At 33.8% G+C, this 18,455-nt stretch carries 18 protein-coding genes; 8 read left to right on the top strand and 10 right to left on the bottom strand.

Features of this window, described 5'->3' with window-relative positions; translation table 11 throughout:
* Window positions 1-186: 186 nt before the first annotated feature.
* Genes UH7x_RS14475 through UH7x_RS14465 form a run of 3 tightly spaced genes read right to left on the bottom strand, consistent with a single transcriptional unit; the run spans window position 187 to window position 4,414 of the window.
* On the bottom strand, window positions 187-1,140 hold the full coding sequence (locus UH7x_RS14475; RefSeq protein WP_482360636.1) for an aldo/keto reductase: 954 nt from the start codon (window positions 1,138-1,140) through the stop codon (window positions 187-189).
* 32 nt (window positions 1,141-1,172) lie between these two features.
* Window positions 1,173-3,728 carry an ABC transporter permease gene (locus UH7x_RS14470; protein ID WP_482360635.1) on the bottom strand — a complete coding sequence of 852 codons (2,556 nt, stop codon included), beginning with the start codon at window positions 3,726-3,728 and terminating at the stop codon, window positions 1,173-1,175.
* The gene (locus UH7x_RS14465; RefSeq protein WP_482360634.1) at window positions 3,725-4,414 is read right to left on the bottom strand and encodes an ABC transporter ATP-binding protein; all 690 of its coding nucleotides are present in this window, start codon (window positions 4,412-4,414) and stop codon (window positions 3,725-3,727) included. Before UH7x_RS14465 ends, UH7x_RS14470 begins: the two co-directional genes overlap by 4 nt.
* A gap of 74 nt (window positions 4,415-4,488) precedes the next feature.
* Here UH7x_RS14465 and UH7x_RS14460 point away from each other — a divergent pair, with 74 nt between their 5' ends.
* The 5 genes from UH7x_RS14460 (at window position 4,489) to UH7x_RS14440 (ending at window position 10,187) form a co-directional block, all read left to right on the top strand.
* On the top strand, window positions 4,489-5,178 hold the full coding sequence (locus UH7x_RS14460; protein WP_482360633.1) for an arylesterase: 690 nt from the start codon (window positions 4,489-4,491) through the stop codon (window positions 5,176-5,178).
* A gap of 370 nt (window positions 5,179-5,548) precedes the next feature.
* Window positions 5,549-6,835, top strand: coding sequence for an invasin domain 3-containing protein (locus UH7x_RS14455; RefSeq protein WP_482360632.1), 1,287 nt, complete (start codon window positions 5,549-5,551; stop codon window positions 6,833-6,835).
* Window positions 6,836-6,943: 108 nt separating this feature from the next.
* Window positions 6,944-7,630 (top strand): peptide-methionine (S)-S-oxide reductase MsrA, encoded by a 687-nt coding sequence (gene msrA / locus UH7x_RS14450; protein ID WP_482360631.1) that lies wholly within the window; start codon window positions 6,944-6,946, stop codon window positions 7,628-7,630.
* Between the two features lie 103 nt (window positions 7,631-7,733).
* Window positions 7,734-9,062, top strand: coding sequence for a Gfo/Idh/MocA family protein (locus tag UH7x_RS14445; RefSeq protein WP_482360630.1), 1,329 nt, complete (start codon window positions 7,734-7,736; stop codon window positions 9,060-9,062).
* A gap of 3 nt (window positions 9,063-9,065) precedes the next feature.
* Window positions 9,066-10,187 carry a Gfo/Idh/MocA family protein gene (locus tag UH7x_RS14440; protein ID WP_482360629.1) on the top strand — a complete coding sequence of 374 codons (1,122 nt, stop codon included), beginning with the start codon at window positions 9,066-9,068 and terminating at the stop codon, window positions 10,185-10,187.
* Between the two features lie 7 nt (window positions 10,188-10,194).
* Here UH7x_RS14440 and UH7x_RS14435 read toward each other — a convergent pair whose 3' ends face one another.
* Genes UH7x_RS14435 through UH7x_RS14425 form a run of 3 tightly spaced genes read right to left on the bottom strand, consistent with a single transcriptional unit; the run spans window position 10,195 to window position 12,725 of the window.
* The gene (locus tag UH7x_RS14435) at window positions 10,195-11,643 is read right to left on the bottom strand and encodes a hypothetical protein (RefSeq protein WP_482360628.1); all 1,449 of its coding nucleotides are present in this window, start codon (window positions 11,641-11,643) and stop codon (window positions 10,195-10,197) included.
* Window positions 11,621-12,199 (bottom strand): hypothetical protein, encoded by a 579-nt coding sequence (locus UH7x_RS14430; protein WP_482360627.1) that lies wholly within the window; start codon window positions 12,197-12,199, stop codon window positions 11,621-11,623. Before UH7x_RS14430 ends, UH7x_RS14435 begins: the two co-directional genes overlap by 23 nt.
* Before the next feature lie 4 nt (window positions 12,200-12,203).
* Window positions 12,204-12,725 (bottom strand): RNA polymerase sigma factor, encoded by a 522-nt coding sequence (locus UH7x_RS14425; RefSeq protein WP_482360626.1) that lies wholly within the window; start codon window positions 12,723-12,725, stop codon window positions 12,204-12,206.
* Window positions 12,726-12,833: 108 nt separating this feature from the next.
* Between UH7x_RS14425 and UH7x_RS14420 the strand changes: the two genes are divergently transcribed.
* A complete protein-coding gene (locus tag UH7x_RS14420; protein ID WP_482360625.1) occupies window positions 12,834-13,739 on the top strand; it encodes an aldose epimerase family protein in 906 nt (301 codons plus the stop codon).
* Between the two features lie 49 nt (window positions 13,740-13,788).
* Here UH7x_RS14420 and UH7x_RS14415 read toward each other — a convergent pair whose 3' ends face one another.
* Window positions 13,789-14,214 carry an Ohr family peroxiredoxin gene (locus tag UH7x_RS14415; RefSeq protein WP_482360624.1) on the bottom strand — a complete coding sequence of 142 codons (426 nt, stop codon included), beginning with the start codon at window positions 14,212-14,214 and terminating at the stop codon, window positions 13,789-13,791.
* A 148-nt stretch (window positions 14,215-14,362) separates the two neighbouring features.
* Between UH7x_RS14415 and UH7x_RS14410 the strand changes: the two genes are divergently transcribed.
* A complete protein-coding gene (locus UH7x_RS14410; protein WP_482360623.1) occupies window positions 14,363-14,920 on the top strand; it encodes a DUF2911 domain-containing protein in 558 nt (185 codons plus the stop codon).
* Between the two features lie 2 nt (window positions 14,921-14,922).
* Entirely contained in the window at window positions 14,923-15,969 is a 1,047-nt protein-coding gene (meaB, locus tag UH7x_RS14405) for a methylmalonyl Co-A mutase-associated GTPase MeaB (RefSeq protein ID WP_482360622.1), read from the top strand.
* A 53-nt stretch (window positions 15,970-16,022) separates the two neighbouring features.
* On the opposite strand, the gene UH7x_RS14400 is transcribed toward meaB, so the two are convergent.
* Genes UH7x_RS14400 through UH7x_RS14390 form a run of 3 tightly spaced genes read right to left on the bottom strand, consistent with a single transcriptional unit; the run spans window position 16,023 to window position 18,245 of the window.
* Window positions 16,023-16,595: a phosphatase PAP2 family protein gene (locus UH7x_RS14400; protein ID WP_482360621.1), complete on the bottom strand. Its 573-nt coding sequence runs from the start codon at window positions 16,593-16,595 to the stop codon at window positions 16,023-16,025.
* Between the two features lie 8 nt (window positions 16,596-16,603).
* Window positions 16,604-16,831 (bottom strand): hypothetical protein, encoded by a 228-nt coding sequence (locus UH7x_RS14395; RefSeq protein ID WP_482360620.1) that lies wholly within the window; start codon window positions 16,829-16,831, stop codon window positions 16,604-16,606.
* 49 nt (window positions 16,832-16,880) lie between these two features.
* On the bottom strand, window positions 16,881-18,245 hold the full coding sequence (locus UH7x_RS14390) for an MATE family efflux transporter (RefSeq protein WP_482360619.1): 1,365 nt from the start codon (window positions 18,243-18,245) through the stop codon (window positions 16,881-16,883).
* Between the last annotated feature and the right edge of the window lie 210 nt (window positions 18,246-18,455).

The raw sequence follows: 18,455 nt of genomic DNA, 5'->3' as shown, positions 1-18,455 counted from the left end.
CTCAGACCCCGTTTTATAGGGGTTTGGTTCGTTCAACGAGAACAAATACTCGTTAACCAACAAAAACTCTGTTTAACTGTAAAAAAGCACCGATAACGGTAATCTACGCCTAAAACACCTTATCGAAAGAAGATGCACTTTATCCCAATATGCCTCTTCGGTTTTTAAAGATAAAGGCTATTTATGCTAAAAAATAACTTCTTTTAGATGTTGTTTTAAATAACCATCAATTTTATTACAATCAGAATTTGACAATTGTATTTTAGCGGCTGTAGCATTTGCCAGCGCTTGGTTCTCGTTCTTAGCTCCCGCTAATACTGATGTAATTCCTTTTTGCTGAATTGTCCAAGCTATGGCAGTTTGAGCCACCGTACAGTTATGTTTTGTTGATATTTGGTCTAAACACGATAAAAGCCCTTGAATATTTGGCCATATGTCTTGGTGGTAATAATCGTAGAAACGCCCTCGATTATCTCCTTCTTCAAATTTAGGAAGGTCTCTAAACTTACCCGTTAATAAGCCTCCAGCTAGCGTACCATATGAAATCACACCCAAATTTTCATCTTTACAAAAAGGTATAATATCCTTCTCTATTTTACGATTAAGCATGGAGTAATTAGGCTGTAAACAAACGATATCAGTCATTTTCTGTGCTTGTTGCATCAATTCTACTGAGAAATTTGAAACCGCCAGATATCTAAATTTACCCTGTTGTTTAAATTTCATTAAAGTATTTATAGAATCTTCTAAGGGCGTGGTAGTATCTGGCCAATGGATATAATACAAATCAATACAATCAGTTTCTAAGCGACGTAGCGAATCTTCCATATCTTTTTGCAGATGAGCAGGACTCAGATCTCTCCTATATTCGGTTTTAGTGCGAATAACTCCAGCCTTAGTAGCAACTATAACTTTATCCCTTCTATCCTTAATAGCTTTTGCCACAACAGTCTCGGCATGGCCCGCACCGTAAACAGGTGCAGTATCTATAAAATTGATTCCTGCATCCAAAGAAGCATGAATAGCCTTAATAGAATCCTTATCATTAACATTGCCCCAAAAATCATTTCCCATGGCCCATGTACCAATTGCAATTGATGAAACTTCTAAATCTGTATTCGGAATAATATTATATTTCATTTCTTAAATAATTAAATAGGAAGTTAGATGGTTTAAACTCCTTCTTTACGAAGAACTTCTAATGGCGGACTCTTTATTACACTATTGCTGTTAGACAGTCCTATAAATAACACTAGAAGTGCAATAGCCGGTAATACAACTAAAAATGGAATTATTGATGGAATAAACGGAGTATCGAAGACGAAATAAGCTAGGAGCTGACTACTTATTAATGACAAAAAGATACCTATACTAGCTCCAAGAACCCCTAAATAGAGATATTCTAATGCCGTAATTCTTAGGATTTGCTTATTTTTCGCTCCAAGCGTTCTAAGCAAAACGTTTTCCCTAATACGTTGATACTTACTAGTTCGTACAGCTCCTATTAAAACAATAATACCGGTTAGAATACTGAAAAATGCCATGAAATTAATAACCCACGAAATCTTATCTAAAATACCTTCTATTAAAACAATCATCTGGCGTAAATCAAGAATAGAAACTGTTGGGAATTTTCTAACCAATTCTTGCTGTAATTCGGCTGATTTTGCCTCATCCGAAACCTTAGTAGACAGCACATGAAACTGGGGTGCATTCTCGAGGACCTTCGTCGGAAAAACAATTGAAAAGTTTAATTGCATTCTACCCCAATCTACTGCTCTTATATTTGCTACAACTGTTTTCATAATAACGCCTTGAACATTAAATGTCATCTTATCACCCACTTCTACCAGAGCGTCTCTTGCTACATTATTAGCTAATGAGATTGGTATGAAACCATTTATTTCACTTTTATTAGACCATTCACCACTCTCAAGTGTTTCTGAACCTATAAGCGAATCTCTATAGGTAACTCGAAACTCATGGTTTAAAATCCAGTGGTTAACTTTCGACAAAGTATCTTTTCGAATATCATTAACAGATCTCCCATTAATATCGTGTACGCGCATTGTTACTATAGGTATTTTATCAATTACTGGAAGCCCCTGTTCAGTAATACTTTGCGCTATAGTCTCCTTTTCGTCAGATTGAATATCTAATAGAATAATATTTGGAGCCTTAGAACCGGCCTCCATATTCGTTTTCGCAAGGAGAAAATCTTTGGTGAAATACAAATTACTAATAAGAAATGTTCCCACACCGATAGCCAGAATTAGAACCATTGTTTGGTTATTGGGCCTAAAAAGATTTAAAAGACTTTGTCTTGCAGTAAAACTCCAATTAGATGGAAAATACTTTTTTATAACCCACATAAATAAATTGGCGATTCCCGCCAAAATTGCAAAAGTTACTGCAACTCCTAGAACAAAACCTATCGCTAGTTTAAAACTTCCTAAAAGCCAATGTGAAAAAAGATAAACAAAACACACAATTGCTATAACAATTAAAATATTTACAATTCGTGATTTATCGGTAGTATCAGCCTGTGCTCTTAATACTTGTAAAGGAGAAACATACCACGTGCTCATTAAAGGAATTAAAGCAAATAATACAGCCATAAATAGTCCTAATAAAAGCCCTATAAATATCGGCTGAAAAACCCATGTTAATTCTACTTCGAAAGGTAAGAAACCTTGTAATAATAGTGGAAATGACCACTGTAAAGCTAATCCCAATAGCGTACCTAATACCCCTCCTAGAATTCCTATTCCTGCTATTTGAATCAAATAAATTAGAAATGTTTGCTTTCTAGTCGCCCCAATACATTTTAAGACTGCAACAGATTGCAACTTTTCTTTAATATAAATATGTACAGAACTAGCAATACCAACACAACCTAATAAAAGTGCTATAAAGGCAACTAAATTTAAAAACTTTGCGACATTATCGTATCTGCGGCCTAACTGGCTAGCAGTAGAGGTATGCGTGTCAAGATCAGCATTTTCAGCATCTAAAATTGGGTCTAGATCCTCATCAAATTTTTTTAAATCTAAATTTGGGTCGGCTACGAAATAATAGTTGTAACGAATTCGACTACCTTTTTGAATTAGGCCAGTTTTCTCGATAAATTTATATGGTATAATAACAGGTGGTGCTATAGAAGTTGTTACACCAGTACTTCCAGGAGCTGAAGATAAACTCCCGGTTATAGGTAATTTTAAGTTTCCGACTTTAATAGAGTCACCAACCTTAAGTTTAAATTGCAACATTAATGTTGCATCTACGAGAGCTCCACCAATTTTCTGGTATTTATTTCTAGAATTTAAAGGATTTGTCAGCAACTCACCATAAAATGGAAAATCACCTTCTATTCCCCTTACTAAAACCAATTTTGTGGATTCCGTATTTGAAAATGTTGCCATTGAAGGAAAGTTAATTTCCTTACCATCTGCGCCGCCTAGAGAATCGATAATTCCCAAAACCCTTTCATTTGGCTCACTATTACTATCAATTTTATAATCTGCCCCCATTAGGGCCTTCGATTGGAGCGCTATATTATGTTTAAGGTTTTCACTAAATGATTGAATCGAAACCACTGCCGCAATACCAAGAACTATAGAAGCCATGAATAGAAACAAGCGTTTACTGCTTGCTTTTCCATCTCTCCATGCCATTTTAAACAACCACGAAGTACCTGCCAGCTCATTTTTTATGGGACGGTCACTCATAATTGAACTTTACTTTCATTAGAAACAATTTTACCGCCCTTTAACTTAAGTATATGTTGGGTTCGTTCCGCCAAATCCAAATCATGTGTAACTATTACCAATGTTGTTCCGGCTTCTTTGTTTAAATCGAATATTAACTGAGCAACTGTTGCTCCTGTTTCTTCATCTAGATTACCAGTTGGTTCATCTGCGAATAAAATGGATGGCTTGTTTGAAAAAGCTCGTGCAAGAGCAACACGCTGTTGTTCTCCACCTGATAGTTGCGTTGGATAATGATGATACCGGTCTGCTAGTCCTACTTTACCCAATAACTCCATTCCAATTTTAGCTGCATTTTTTGCTCCTTGTAACTCCAAAGGAACACTCACATTTTCTAAGGCTGTAAGGGTTGGAAGCAATTGAAAATTCTGAAAGATAAAACCAACCTCCTTATTTCGAAGCATTGCCCGTTCATCCTCGTTTAAAGTGGTCAACGCAGTGCCACACAATTCAACTTCACCGGAACTAGGACTATCAAGACCTGCACATAAGCCAAGAAGGGTTGTTTTTCCACTACCAGAAGGTCCAACTATTGAGAAAGTTTCACCAGCTTCAATTGAAAAAGAAATATCATCTAATACAGTTAAATCTTTAGCACCACTTGTATACGTTTTTTTCAGGTTATTTACGTTTAATATCTTTGTCATAAAGTTTTCAGGGATTTTTCTTTTTCAAAGGAAACAAAATAAGCAAATCATTTCCATTTATCACTGCAATTGCTATGTATAAACTATTAAAGTTTCGTTATTTTTTATCATTTATCATTTTATTTTCTTGTGGAGAATCGTCTCAAAAAAAAGTTGACAACGATACTGAAACAGAAAATACCGATCAAACCGAAATTTCGAACATCACAAATAATAAAATTATTTTGTTTTTTGGGGATAGCTTGACCGCTGGAATGGGACTAGACCCTGAAAACGCGTTTCCTGCATTAATTCAAGCAAAAATTGATTCCTTAGGTCTTGATTATACAGTGGTAAATTCTGGTTTAAGTGGCGAAACTACTGCGAGTGGAAAAAACCGACTAAACTGGGTGTTAAATCAAAATGCTGAAATTTTTATTCTCGAATTAGGTGCAAATGATGGTTTAAGGGGAATTCCACTTTCAGAGACCAAGAAAAATTTACAAATAATAATTGATGCAGTTCATGAAAAAAATTCCTCGACTAAGATTATTCTTGCGGGAATGCAAATTCCTCCAAACATGGGACCTGATTATACCGAAGAATTTAAATCTATTTTCCCCGACTTAGCCAAAGAGAATAATTTAGAATTAATTCCGTTTCTACTTAATGGGGTGGCAGGTGAACCTGAGTTAAATCAGGCAGACGGAATTCACCCAACAATTGAAGGTCATAAAATAGTCTCAGAAAATGCCTGGGCTGTTTTAAAGAATTTTATTGAGTAAACATTTAGAATCGAATTCATTTAAAATATTGACAATATGAAAGTACTTTTTTTCCAAAGTATGATTCAATAGTCACAGAAAGGATTTATTTGCATTTTATCTTAAAATTCTATAGTTAGAACGGTGGCTTGAAAATGAGTGATTTAAATCATTCCGTTTAAATCAATAATAATCAAAAAATCAATATTAAATACTGTAAATCAACATGTTAAATAAAAACAAATAAGAATAGCACGTACTATTTTAGCACATTATTTGAAGAAAATACTTAAAGTGATTTGTCGAAAATTTTAGTTTAAAGTTGTTAAATGGGGAATTCTTCGATAATTTTGATTAAAAATTTTTAAATACTATATTAAAAACAAAGACTATGAAAATTAACTTTATTACTAGAATTCTGGCTTTAGTTCTGCTTGGTTCGTTAGTGGCGGTGCCAATAGCATGTAGCAGTGATGATGGTGGTGGAGACACTCCAAAGATGGAAAATCCTGTTCCTGATCCTACAAATGCAAATTCTACGATTGTTGCGACTACATCTGCTGTTGCCGATGGTACAACTACAGCAATGATTACAGTTACAATAGCTGATACTGATGGAACCAAATTAACAGGTAGTGGTGGAACTGTAGCATTAAGTAGCACAGGTTCAGCAACCGTATCTTCTGTTACAGATAATGCAGACGGCACGTATTCAGCAACAGTTACTAATACCGTTGTTGAAACAGTTACTATTTCAGGTACTCTAGGAGGAACTGCAATTACTAAAACTGCTGAAGTTGAATTTACAACACCACCTGCGGTTGACCCAACGAATGAGAATACTATTATTGAAGCAACTGGAACAACAATTGTAGAAGGCGTTTCAACTTCTATAGTAACTGTTCAATTGGCTGATGAAAATGGCGATAACTTTAATTCTAGTGGTGGTACAGTTATTTTAGCTGTAACCGGATCAGCAGACATTTCTGCTGTTACTGATAATGAAGATGGCACCTATACAGCAACTGTAACAAATACTGTAGAACAGACAATAACTGTTTCTGGTACTTTAGATGATGTTGCTATTACCAATACAACTGATATTACTTTTAATCCAGATGATTCGAATCCAGCACAAGAAGCTACACAATCTACGGTGGCTTTAGGACCTTCACAAATACGCATTAATTGTGGTGGACCAGAGGTGACATTTGATGGAATAACCTTTTTAGCGGATCAATATTTTAGTACGGGGACTATATCGTATAAGAATGATTTACTTACCGAAATTTCAGATACGGAAATGGATGAACTTTTCTTTACCGAAAGAGTACCAGCCAATGGACCAATGCAAAAAGGACCAATGGTATATAACATACCTGTTACGAATGGCTCGTATACGGTAAAACTATATTTTGCTGAGATTTTTTGGGGAGTTGATAACCCTCAAGGAAATCAAGGAGGTAACGGCAGTAGAATATTTAATGCAACATTAGAAGACACTCCTGTATTTACAGGATATGATTTATATAAAGATATAGGGGCCGCTAAACCAGATACACGTATGTACGATGTTGAGGTTACGGATGGTGTTTTAACTATCTCTTTAGAAGCTACTGTAGATAAACCAAAAATTTCAGCTATTGAAGTTCTAGGTAATGGAACTGTTGGTTCATAATCCTAATTTGATTATAATTAAAGCCTGTCAATGCTATTGACGGGCTTTTTTATTTATAATAAGTAAGTTAAATTAATAGTTAAAGACTAAGAAATTAAAACGATTGCTATGAAATACATTAATATATTTATTCTCTTACCGTTTTTAACTATAAGTACAAGTTGTCAATCCATTACTAAAAAGAAGGTCGTAGAAGTTGACAATGGTAACATAGTGGAACTTAATCAGATAAAAAAACAAGACTTAAGCAAATACGAAACTGCATATTTTGCCAGTGGTTGCTTTTGGTGTGTTGAGGCAATTTTTGAAAGCGTAAAAGGTGTAGAAGAAGTGATTTCTGGATACTCTGGTGGCACGGAAAAAAATCCGACCTACCAGCAGGTTGGCGGTGGTATGACCTCTCATGCAGAAGTTGTAGAAGTTTATTACGACCCAAAAATAATATCTTTCACCGCATTGGTTCAGGTATTTTTTGGTTCACATGACCCCACCTCCTTAAACCGGCAAGGACCCGATCGAGGAAGACAATACAGATCGGTTGCTTTCTATAAAAATGAATCTGAACAAAAGATTATTACAGATTATATTGAGCTATTAACTAAAGAAAATGTTTATGACGGAGCACAAATTACGACCGAGGTAACACCTTTAAAAAAATTCTACAAAGCCGAAGATTACCATCAAGACTACGAGCGTAAAAACCCGAATAATTCATATATCAGAAATGTTTCGGTGCCTAGATTAAATCGTTTCAAAGAAAATTTTGGAGACTATTTAAAAGAAGATGCCCATTAAACATCCTTATTATTAAAACAAATTATCACAAAGCGACTTCTATATGGTCGCTTTTTTCTTTGTAAATTAGTTGCTTACCAAATTAAAATCTCAAAAGAATATTATGACCACTAGAAGAAATTTTATCAAAAAAACCTCTGCTGGAACAGCTGCCGTAACTCTCGGTGGACTAATTTTTCCGAAAAATAGTTATGCAAATATCCTTGGTGCAAACGACCATATTAATTGTGCTATTATTGGCGTTCGAAGTCGTGCAAAAGCACATGTAATTGCAATTAATGCAGATCCAAATGCAAAAATAATTTACAGTTGTGATGTTGATGATGTTATATTGGAAGAACATAATGCATGGTGCCAAAAAAATATAGGCTATATACCTAAAGTTGAAAAAGATTTTCGTAAAGTTTTAGAAGATAAAGATGTTGATGCTGTTTTTATTGCAACTCCAGAACATTGGCATGCGCCAATGGCTATTATGGCAATGCAGGCCGGTAAACATGTTTACGTAGAGAAACCATGTAGCCATAATCCTCATGAAAATGATTTATTGGTTGCTGCTCAAAAAAAATATGGAAAGAAAGTACAAATGGGTAACCAACAACGTTCTGCTAAAACTTCAATATCTGCCGTAAGTGATATTCGTAAAGGAATAATTGGAAATGTTTATAAAGGTGAAGCGTATTATTCTAGCAATCGCGGATCTATTGGAACGGGCAAAAAAATAGATGTACCAAAAACATTAGATTGGGAACTATGGCAAGGTCCGGCACCAAGAAAAGATTACAAAGACAATATTCACCCATATAACTGGCATTGGTTCCGTAACTGGGGAACTGGAGAGATGCACAACAATGGTACGCACGAGGTAGATATTTGTAGATGGGCTCTTGGCGTTGACCTTCCTGAAAGTGTTACTTCATTCGGAGGAAAATATACTTTTGATGATGATTGGGAATTTGTTGATAATCAACAGGTGACTTTTAAATTTGCTGATGATAAATTTATAACCTGGACAGGCCATAGTAGAGGACTTATAAAACCGAAACAACCAGGAAGAGGAATTACATTATACGGTAGTAAGGGAACTATAATGTTGGATAGAAATTTCTACAAACTTTTTGGTTTGGATGGAGAACTAATAAAAGAAGAAAAAGAAGGAGCGGCTAGCGCAACGACAAACACTCAAGGTATTGGTGGATTAGATGTAAACCATGTAGGTAACTTCTTTGCAGGTATTCGTTCTGATGTTTCGTTACATGCAGAAATTAAAGATGCAAGTATTTCCACAATGCTATGTCATTTGGGCAATATGGCTCAAGACGCTGGTGATACATTAAAAATTGACACTGCTACCGGTAAAGTCTTGAATAATGAAAAAGCTATGCAAAGCTGGAAGCGTGAATATGCAGCTGGTTGGGAGCCCAAACTTTAAAAAATGAAAAGAAGGCATTTTGTAATTAGAAGTGGTTTAGCTACTGTAGCTCTTACCACTTCTAATTTATCTTTAGCAAATATTCCTAAAACAAATTCTAACCAAAATTGTAATATTGGTATAATCGGTATTGGAAAACGTGGAACAGAATTAATTTCATTTATCGCTAAAATTCCTAATTTAAATATCGTTTCTTATTGTGATATTATACCTTCTAGATTAGAAAATGTCACTAATTTAATTGATAGCTCAGCAACTTACCACAGTGATTATCGTAAACTTCTAGAGCAAGACGATATCGATGCTATACTTATTGCGACGCCATACAATTCTCATGCTCAAATAACCATGGATGCCTTAAATGCAGGTAAGCATGTTTATTGTGAAAGTACTTTGGCAAAAGGTTATGATGGTATTTCAAATGCAATAAACAGCAGTAAAACCGCGAAAACTACAGTACAAGTAGGTCATCAATTCAGAAGCTCAAATTTATTTTATGAAGTTAGAGAATTGGTTAGAAATGGCACCTTAGGTAAGATTCATAGTTTTGAATGCACTTGGAATGTTAACGGTGATTGGCGGAACTCATTAACAAATCAAAACTTAGAAAGATTAATAAATTGGCGTATGTATCGTGAATTTTCAGGAGGACTTACGGCCGAACTATGTTCACATCAAATCGATTTTGTTAATTGGATTCTTGATGCAGTTCCAGAAAAAGTGACTGGAAAAGGCGGTAATGATTACATCTCTGATAATAGAGAAATTTTCGACAACATTCAATTACAATATACCTATCCAGGTAACATTCCTGCTAGTTTTTCTTGTAAAACCAGTAAAGAACCTAAGTCCTTTGAAATCAAAATCAACGGAAATAATGGTACGATAATACTAGATTTAGAAAATGCATGGATATTTAAAAACGGACAAAGAACTACAGTTCAAGTCGATTATCAAAATCCAAGCAAACAAGCGCTAATAGATTTCAAGGATTGCATTCTAGAACAAAAACCTCCATTTTCAAATATTGTAGCTGGAGCTAAAACCGCTATTGCGGTTCAAATGGGAATTGATGCATTAATAACTAAGAAAACTATATATTGGCCATCCAAACTAGGAGTATAATTTATACTTAGTGTAAGACCACTTCACTAAAAACTGACTTAAGACTAATGTTTTTCTTAATATTTTTATTTAAATAAAATCCATTATAAGTTACAACACCTGCAGTCTCAGATTTATTTAAATTTATAGTTTCAGGTACATTAATTTTCGAATCAACACTTTCAATATTTATTGTACTTGCTGAATTCGGCAGCTTTAAAATAAGCTCTGCATTTTTTAAATTTACATCTATTTTAGTAAAATTCTCTGCAATTGAATTAATATGAATTGGACCAAAACTATTTTCCGCAACCAACGTATTTATCAAATTCGTTATAATAATTTCTGATGAATTCGATTGTAAAATTAAGTTTCGAACTTCATTCAATTCAACATAATCAGAATAATTAGCAAGCAGTTGTCCATAATTCCAATTTAAAACGCTTACAGGCGTATAAGAAGCATTAATGATAGTTTCATCACCATCAATAGTCGTAGCTACTAGACTGGCGTGTGATAGCGTTGCATTTAAATTTTTTGTGTTTTCAGCCAATGTTACCTCACCATGCTTCACATTCATCTTTAGTTTTACTGATTTTGGCATTCTAACCTTAATTGTTTTCTTTATCTTGATAGTGCCCTCTCCTCCATCATTCGAATCATAATAAAACATGCTTGAATTACCAGATCTAATACTATCATTATGTGTTAATAAAAAGCGAGTTGAATCCCTATGTTTAAGAATTTGGGCTCTATGTATGGCAAGATCACTTCTACGCTCTTGTAATTCTTGTTGTCGCTCTGCTCGTTCTAAAGCTCTCTCTGCCATTCGCTCTGCCCGATCTTCCATTCTTTGTTCACGCTCCTTGTTTCGTTCTTCAAATCGCATGGCCCGCTCTTCCATTCGTTTTCCCCACTCCTCTATTTTTTGTTCATAATCCTTATCAAAACCCTTTGAGAATTCTTTTTGCCATTTTTTCATGTATGCTTCACCATCTTTTTTATATGATTTATGATCAAATTCATGAAAATGTACTTTTGGCAAAACAGGCATTTCTGCTAACTCAATTAGCTCATCTTTTCGAGGCATGTTAAGACCTAATGGATTATCATCATCCCCTTGATAAACATAATTAAATATTGACGATGTAGTTGGAATAAAAGTCCTATTACCTTCACTTGTAGAAACTTTAATTTTTTTGCTATTTCCTAAAATTTCGAATGAGTTATTCTCAAAATAGTTTGCTGCATCTTCTTCAGAAATATCGGCTATTTCTATTGTAGCCTCTATGAACACTTCATTTTTATTCCAGGTTTCAAATTCAATATCGGTATGACTGGTATTGATTTCTAATACAGCTTCATCACTAACATTAAATGATTCCTCGAATGTTTTACTTTGATTCTGAGCAATTACACTAAAACTGATTAAGCCCAAAAGTAAAACTGACTTTTTATATAATTTGATCTTGTTCATTTTTTGATGATTTTAATTCGCTTAATTTTATTTTTAACTTTTGAAGTAATTTCAATCGTAATTGTAAATTTTCTATTAATGCACTTATAGTTTGATCGTTAGGGCCCAATTCATTCAATTCAATATTCAATCGTTTATACTCTTTGCCCAGTGCCTCCAATTGCTCTAAATAGCTATCAGCCAGGCTCTTATTTGTTTCATTAAGTTCAAGTTTAGAAAGCTCAAAATTGATAGTTGACACATAATAATTTTCTATCTTTTTTAGATCTGGAGATAAATCACCTAATGAAAATGTTTTATTATTCTTCGTAGGTAGGCTTTTTTTAACCACTGAATCTTCAGAAACAACCATATCTTCTCTATTAATATAAAAAAGAGAAATTCCTACTAATACAATTATTGTAGCAGCCACTTTCCAGATTACAAAACTTGATTTTTTCGAAGCTGGTAATTCTGTTTCCAAACGTTCTAAAAATCGTTCAGTGTGCCCTTTAGGAATTAAATTTCCACCACTAGAGTTATCCTCTTTCAATATTTCTCTAAGATCTTTTGACATCCATTTAATTTTTTAATAATGCTCTTAAATACCCCTTACCACGCAATAAACGAGTTCTACAAGCCGATTCAGATAAATTCAATATTTCTGATATTTCTGAATGATCATAACCTTCCACTAAAAAAAGACGAACTACATATTTATACTTTTCAGGTAACTTGTCCATTGTTAATTTCACCTCCTGTACAGATATAGAATCTGCTACCGACCAATCATCATTCTCTGTTATTTTCAGGTGCGATTCGTTCATTTCTACTCGTTCCAACTTCTTATTCTTAAGAAAATCCAGACTACCATTAATCACAATTCTTTTAAGCCAAGCACCGAATGTTACTTCACCGCTATATTGTTCAATCTTCTGAAAAGCTTTAATAAAAGATTCTTGTACAACATCTTCAGCATCGTCACAATTTTTTAAAAAACCAAAGGCGACACAATACATAGCATCACAATATTGTTGATACAATTTTAATTGTGCTTTGCGGTCGTTGGCCTTACACCTTTCTACCAAATTAATTTGAAACATTTAGGTGGTTTCGAGTGATGATTAATGTTATTGTTTTCCTAAAGACGACGAAAAAATTAAGATGTTGCAAAAAACAATTATTTTTATGTAGCCTTAAATTAATTGAGATTGAAACAAGTTACAATAAGTACTCCTTTTATTACATTAATAGTTATTGATTATGGAGCTCGTATACAAAAGCTATTAGTAAAGGATAAATTTGGTAAATCGACCAATGTTGTAGTCGGCTATGACTTCGCATCTAAATATTTAAATGACACCGTATGTCTTGGTGCATCGGTAGGAAGGTACGCCGGTAGAATATCAAATGGTAGTTTTGAATTAGATCGCGAAACTTTTAATCTTTACGAAAAATCAGGTGTTCATTTACATGGAGGCAAAGAGGGTTTTCATAAAAAATATTGGAAATTCGAATCTGTTGATTATGGAAAAGAACCTCAAGTTACATTGTCTTATTTTAGTAAGCACTTAGAAGAAGGGTACCCCGGAAATTTAAAAACAACGGTGACTTATAAGCTTAAGAATAACGCACTTTACATTTCGTATCACGCGGTAACAGATAGAACAACAGTTGTAAATCTTACAAACCATTCTTATTTTAAACTTGATGACAATAACAGTATTTCTGAACATCAACTACAATTAAATTGTCCAGATTATTTAGAAACCTTTGAAAATTTACTACCAACAGGTAAATTACTTCCTGTTCGCGGAACTTCTAATAATTTTTTAGAATCAAAACCTATAGCTAATAAAAGACTAGATACTACTTTTGCAGTAGGTCTTAATAGTGAAGTAATCGCTAAACTGGTATCGAAAAAAACAGGAATTAGTATGGAGGTTACTACCAATCAGCGTGGTGTAGTGGTTTATACACCATTACACTTTCCGGGTATTTGTTTTGAAACCCAGAATTTCCCTGACGCACCAAATCACAGTAGTTTTCCCAGTAGTATTTTAAGACCGGATCAAAATTATTCGAATCAAAGTAAATTCGAATTTGATTTGATTTAAAAACCCCGTATAAAATATACAGGGCTTTTTATATGTGATTTTTAAACTACTATTCGTCGAGTAACAAATTTAATTTAACAGTTATATTATCTCTTGTTGCTTTACTATATGGACAGATTTCATGCGCTGCATTTACTAAGTCTTCTCCTTTATCCATATCAACAGTAGGTAAATATGCATCTAATACGGCACCTAGAAAAAAACCTTCCTCTTCCTTGTTGAAAGAAATCGTAGCCGTTACACTAAAATCTCCTAGATCTTTTACACCATGACTTGGAGCTATGGCTTGTATGGCGCCTGCAAAACATGTAGCATAAGCCGCAGCAAACAATTCTTCAGGGTTTGTTTTGTCTACACTAGAGTCACCATTATTATCTGGCATTTCAATATCAAAATCAATAGGCCCATCTTCCGATTTCACATGACCTGACCTACCGCCCTTATTTGTTGCTTTCGTTTTAAAAATAGTTTTCATATAATCTTAATTATTATTTATCTTATAATACTACATACTTTATTAATTCACTAAAAATGATTATTAAAATTATGTGAAATATAACGTATTAAAAAATAAATGTCCTTTATTAAAATGGTTTAGTAATTTTATAAAAAAAAGAAAAGATATGAAGTTTTTAAAGTGGTTTGGAGTAATTGCTGTTGTAGCGCTTTTAATTGTGTTTGTAGGAATGCCATTTATGCAACAACAAACCAAGAAACACAGTCCCGAAAAAATAAGTACATATGCACAAGATGGATTAGATTTAGCAGTACATTATTCAAGCCCTTCTAAGAAAGGACGTGCTATTTTTGGGGAACTAGTCCCTTATAATCTTGTGTGGAGAACGGGTGCTAACGAGCCCACTACATTTACAACAAAAACTGATATTAAAATTATTGACAAAAAATTAAAGGCAGGCACCTATTCCTTGTGGACAATACCTGGCAAAGATTCTTGGAAAGTAATGTTCAATGAAGAAATTCCTGATTGGGGAGTTACAGTTTTGAGTGGTGGTAAAGAAACTACTCGTGATGAAGAAGCTGATTTTATTAATGTAGAAATTCCGGTTAAAAAACTGTCTAAAACTGTTGAGAATTTTACAATTGATTTTGAAAATACTACTCAATTGAGCTTAAACCTTTCATGGGATGACACCGAAATTATTGTACCTATAAACAATTGATTTTGAGTTCAAAAAACAATAAAAATATTTTAAGAATTTCTGAAATTAAAGCAATTCGTAAGGTTGAAATTTCTGTAGATGAAATTTTTGAAGGATTAAAATCTAAAGATAAAACTTCGCTGGGTCGGGCTATTACGCTTATAGAAAGCACTAATTCTAACCATCATAATGCTGCTCAAGATTTAATTGAAAGGTGTTTGGCCATCAAAGCAACAAGTATACGAATAGGCATCACGGGGGTACCAGGAGTTGGTAAAAGTACTTTTATAGAAACTCTAGGTACAAACCTTACCACTTTAAAAAAGAAAATTGCCGTTTTAGCAGTTGACCCAACTAGCATTAAGAATAAAGGAAGTATTCTTGGTGATAAAACCAGAATGCAACAGTTGTCTCAAAACTCCAATGCATTTATACGACCATCGCCCGCTGGAGAATCTTTGGGTGGTGTTGCTCAAAAAACGAGAGAAGCTATTATTATCTGTGAGGCCGCTGGCTTTGACATTATTTTAATAGAAACAGTTGGTGTAGGTCAGAGTGAAGTTGCTGTACATAGTATGGTAGATTTCTTTCTTGTATTAAAACTAAGTGGTGCCGGCGATGAATTACAGGGAATTAAAAGAGGCATTCTTGAATTGGCGGATGCTGTGGTAATAAACAAGGCAGATGGTGACAATAAAAATGCCACCAATATAGCTGTAAAAGAATTTACGCGAGCATTGCATTTGTATCCACCAAAAGATAATGGTTGGATTGCAAAAGTAGCGGCATGCTCCGCAATTGAAAATTCTGGAGTTAAAGAAGTATGGTCAATTATTACTTCATATATAAATGAAAATACCCAATCCGGATTTTTAAGTAAAAAAAGAAATCAACAAAATAAATACTGGCTTTTGCAAACTATTGAAAATCGCCTATTAGATGATTTTTATAAAAATAAAAAAGTAGAAAAAGAATTAGAAAAAGAATTAGAAAAAGTTACCAAAGGCAATATTTCTCCATTTAAAGCTGCGGAAAAACTCTTATCCTTGGCTAAAAACCATGATGATTAAAATTCTTTAAATTTAATTTAAATAAGTCTTCCTAGAGCTATTAATTGGAAAATTTAGTTCAGTGTTCTGGTAAAAAATGTCTGCAATAATTTTGCAAATATCCATCCGAATAAAATACCCAAAAACATACCAGTAAATACATCTAATGGAAAATGCACTCCAATATAAATTCTACTATAAGCAACCAAGCTAGCCCAGATTAGAATAAAACTTATAATCACTAACCTATTGGACTTTAATATAGAACTAAAGAAAATAGCAACGGCAAAAGAGTTGGCCGCATGTGCTGAAAAATAACCAAATTGCCCTCTATTCTGACATGAATCTAAGACTTGGCGCATGAGTATATTTACATCGTTATCGAAACAGGGTCTAAGTCTTCTAAATCCATATTTAAAAAAATTAGCAAGTTGATCAACACAGAGAATCATTAAGGCCACGGCTACCAATACAAACACTGTTTTTTTAATACCAAATTGGCGATATGTTAAAAATAGCAGTATCAAATAAATTGGAATTGAATGCAATTTATTAGTAACAAAAACCCAAAAACCATCCCAATTAGAATTGCCTAAGCTATTCAGAAAAAGAAAAAAATCTTTATCAAACTGAAGAATGGTTTCCATACAAGTAATTAATCTTCGTACCTAGCTACTTCTCTATCGTAAAAATCAGTTGCTCCATTAATTAAGGATTGCATTTCTTCTTTTAAATCATTTTCATCTTCTTTTGAAAACTCCTCAAACCATTCAACCTCATCATTCTCAAGATTAATAATAAATCGCGGGTATTCCGTATGAATGATATAAATCGCATCAGGATGATCTGTATTATCACCTAAGATATATTTTGGTAAATCCATTGAAAACATTTTTAACTAATAACTATTACCGAACAACAAATAAATAAAGCTATTGTGCAATTAATTTTTTGGTTAAATAATTAAATCGAATATACAACATAATGGCAGATGCAGTAAGTCCGGACAAAAGACCTATCCAGATACCAACACTTTTTAGTTCTGTATGTAATCCTAAATAATAACATAGCGGAAAACCAATTACCCAATAGGCAAATAGCGTTATCCATGTAGGTATTTTTACGTCTTGCAAACCACGTAATGCTCCAAGTACAACTACCTGAATACCGTCTGATATTTGAAAAACTGCGGCAACAATCAATAATCTTGCAGTTAATTCAATAACTTCTGTATTATCAGCCAAGTTTTCCAAATCTTTTACATCCAGATACAATGTTGGAAACCAATTTTTGCCTAATAAAAATAAAATGGCAAAAACAATTTCAAGCATTAAAGTTAAAATAAAGATAGATAAGGCGATGCGTCTCAATTCTTTATAATTACCCAAGCCCTTCTGATTTCCCACGCGAATCATTGCTGCAACACTTAATCCCATGCCCACCATAAAAGTCATACTCGCCAAATTCAAAGCAATCTGATTTGCAGCCTGCGGATTCTTACCTAAAACACCGCTTAACCATATTGCCGCAGTGAAAATTACCACCTCAAAAAACATTTGTAATGCAGATGGGAATCCTAAACTTATAATTTTACGCATGACTTTCTTTTCAATTTTCTTAAAATTAAATGCCGTAACATAATCGTGAAACTTCTTTTTATTTTTCAGCATTAACCAAATGAATAAAATCATTACAACTCGCGAAACTAGAGTACCTATAGCGGCTCCGATTATACCCAACTGAGGAAATCCGAAGTTTCCAAAAATCAACAAATAGTTCAGTAAAATGTTTAAGACATTTGCAATGACGGCAGCATACATTGGGTATTTGGTCTGGGATAGTCCCTCCGAAAATTGTTTAAATGCTTGAAATATCACCAATGGAACAAGTGATAGGGCAACCAAATCTAAATACGGCATTGCTAATTCTACAACCTCCGCAGGTTGGTTCATATAATACAATACAGGTTTACATAACGTAATGACCCCAAAAAGGGTTAAACCTATTAATGTGCATAAAATTAGGCCATGTTTAAATGCACCTTTTGCATCTGCCTTTTTACCCGCGCCATCTGCTTCCGCCACTAATGGGGTAATTGCGGTAGAAAAGCCAATGCCAAAAGACATTCCTATAAAAACAAAACTACTACCCAAAGAAACGGCAGCTAGCTCTGCAGTGCCCAACTGCCCTACCATAACATTATCTGCAAACTGCACTAATGTATGTCCTATTAAACCTAAAATAACTGGTGAAGCAAGCTTTAGATTGTACCGAAATTCTTTAAAATATTGTTGCAAGAAATCTAATTTAGAAAGGCAAAGTTAAATCATATAAGACAGTTAAAAGAATAGAAATAAACCTAGTTTTTTACAAATAAGTAGGTATTTTCTGACTATATATGGTATTTTTGTGGTTTATATGTGTATTAACTATTTCGCTAACAACTTTTCATTTACAATTATACCCTAGTGGGTATTCTAAGCAAAAACAATTGACCGACCCATTTT

It is taken from the genome of Aurantibacter sp. UH7 (assembly GCF_056839165.1).
The sequence above is the reverse complement of the archived record's forward strand: the minus strand, read 5'-3'. Positions and strand labels throughout refer to the sequence as shown.

Coding starts and splice junctions, on each gene's coding strand:
- UH7x_RS14475 (WP_482360636.1), bottom strand. CDS start 1,140: ATGAAATATAATATTATTCCGAATACAGATTTAGAAGTTTCATCAATT.
- UH7x_RS14470 (WP_482360635.1), bottom strand. CDS start 3,728: ATGAGTGACCGTCCCATAAAAAATGAGCTGGCAGGTACTTCGTGGTTG.
- UH7x_RS14465 (WP_482360634.1), bottom strand. CDS start 4,414: ATGACAAAGATATTAAACGTAAATAACCTGAAAAAAACGTATACAAGT.
- UH7x_RS14460 (WP_482360633.1), top strand. CDS start 4,489: ATGTATAAACTATTAAAGTTTCGTTATTTTTTATCATTTATCATTTTA.
- UH7x_RS14455 (WP_482360632.1), top strand. CDS start 5,549: ATGAAAATTAACTTTATTACTAGAATTCTGGCTTTAGTTCTGCTTGGT.
- msrA (WP_482360631.1), top strand. CDS start 6,944: ATGAAATACATTAATATATTTATTCTCTTACCGTTTTTAACTATAAGT.
- UH7x_RS14445 (WP_482360630.1), top strand. CDS start 7,734: ATGACCACTAGAAGAAATTTTATCAAAAAAACCTCTGCTGGAACAGCT.
- UH7x_RS14440 (WP_482360629.1), top strand. CDS start 9,066: ATGAAAAGAAGGCATTTTGTAATTAGAAGTGGTTTAGCTACTGTAGCT.
- UH7x_RS14435 (WP_482360628.1), bottom strand. CDS start 11,643: ATGAACAAGATCAAATTATATAAAAAGTCAGTTTTACTTTTGGGCTTA.
- UH7x_RS14430 (WP_482360627.1), bottom strand. CDS start 12,199: ATGTCAAAAGATCTTAGAGAAATATTGAAAGAGGATAACTCTAGTGGT.
- UH7x_RS14425 (WP_482360626.1), bottom strand. CDS start 12,725: ATGTTTCAAATTAATTTGGTAGAAAGGTGTAAGGCCAACGACCGCAAA.
- UH7x_RS14415 (WP_482360624.1), bottom strand. CDS start 14,214: ATGAAAACTATTTTTAAAACGAAAGCAACAAATAAGGGCGGTAGGTCA.
- UH7x_RS14410 (WP_482360623.1), top strand. CDS start 14,363: ATGAAGTTTTTAAAGTGGTTTGGAGTAATTGCTGTTGTAGCGCTTTTA.
- UH7x_RS14400 (WP_482360621.1), bottom strand. CDS start 16,595: ATGGAAACCATTCTTCAGTTTGATAAAGATTTTTTTCTTTTTCTGAAT.
- UH7x_RS14395 (WP_482360620.1), bottom strand. CDS start 16,831: ATGGATTTACCAAAATATATCTTAGGTGATAATACAGATCATCCTGAT.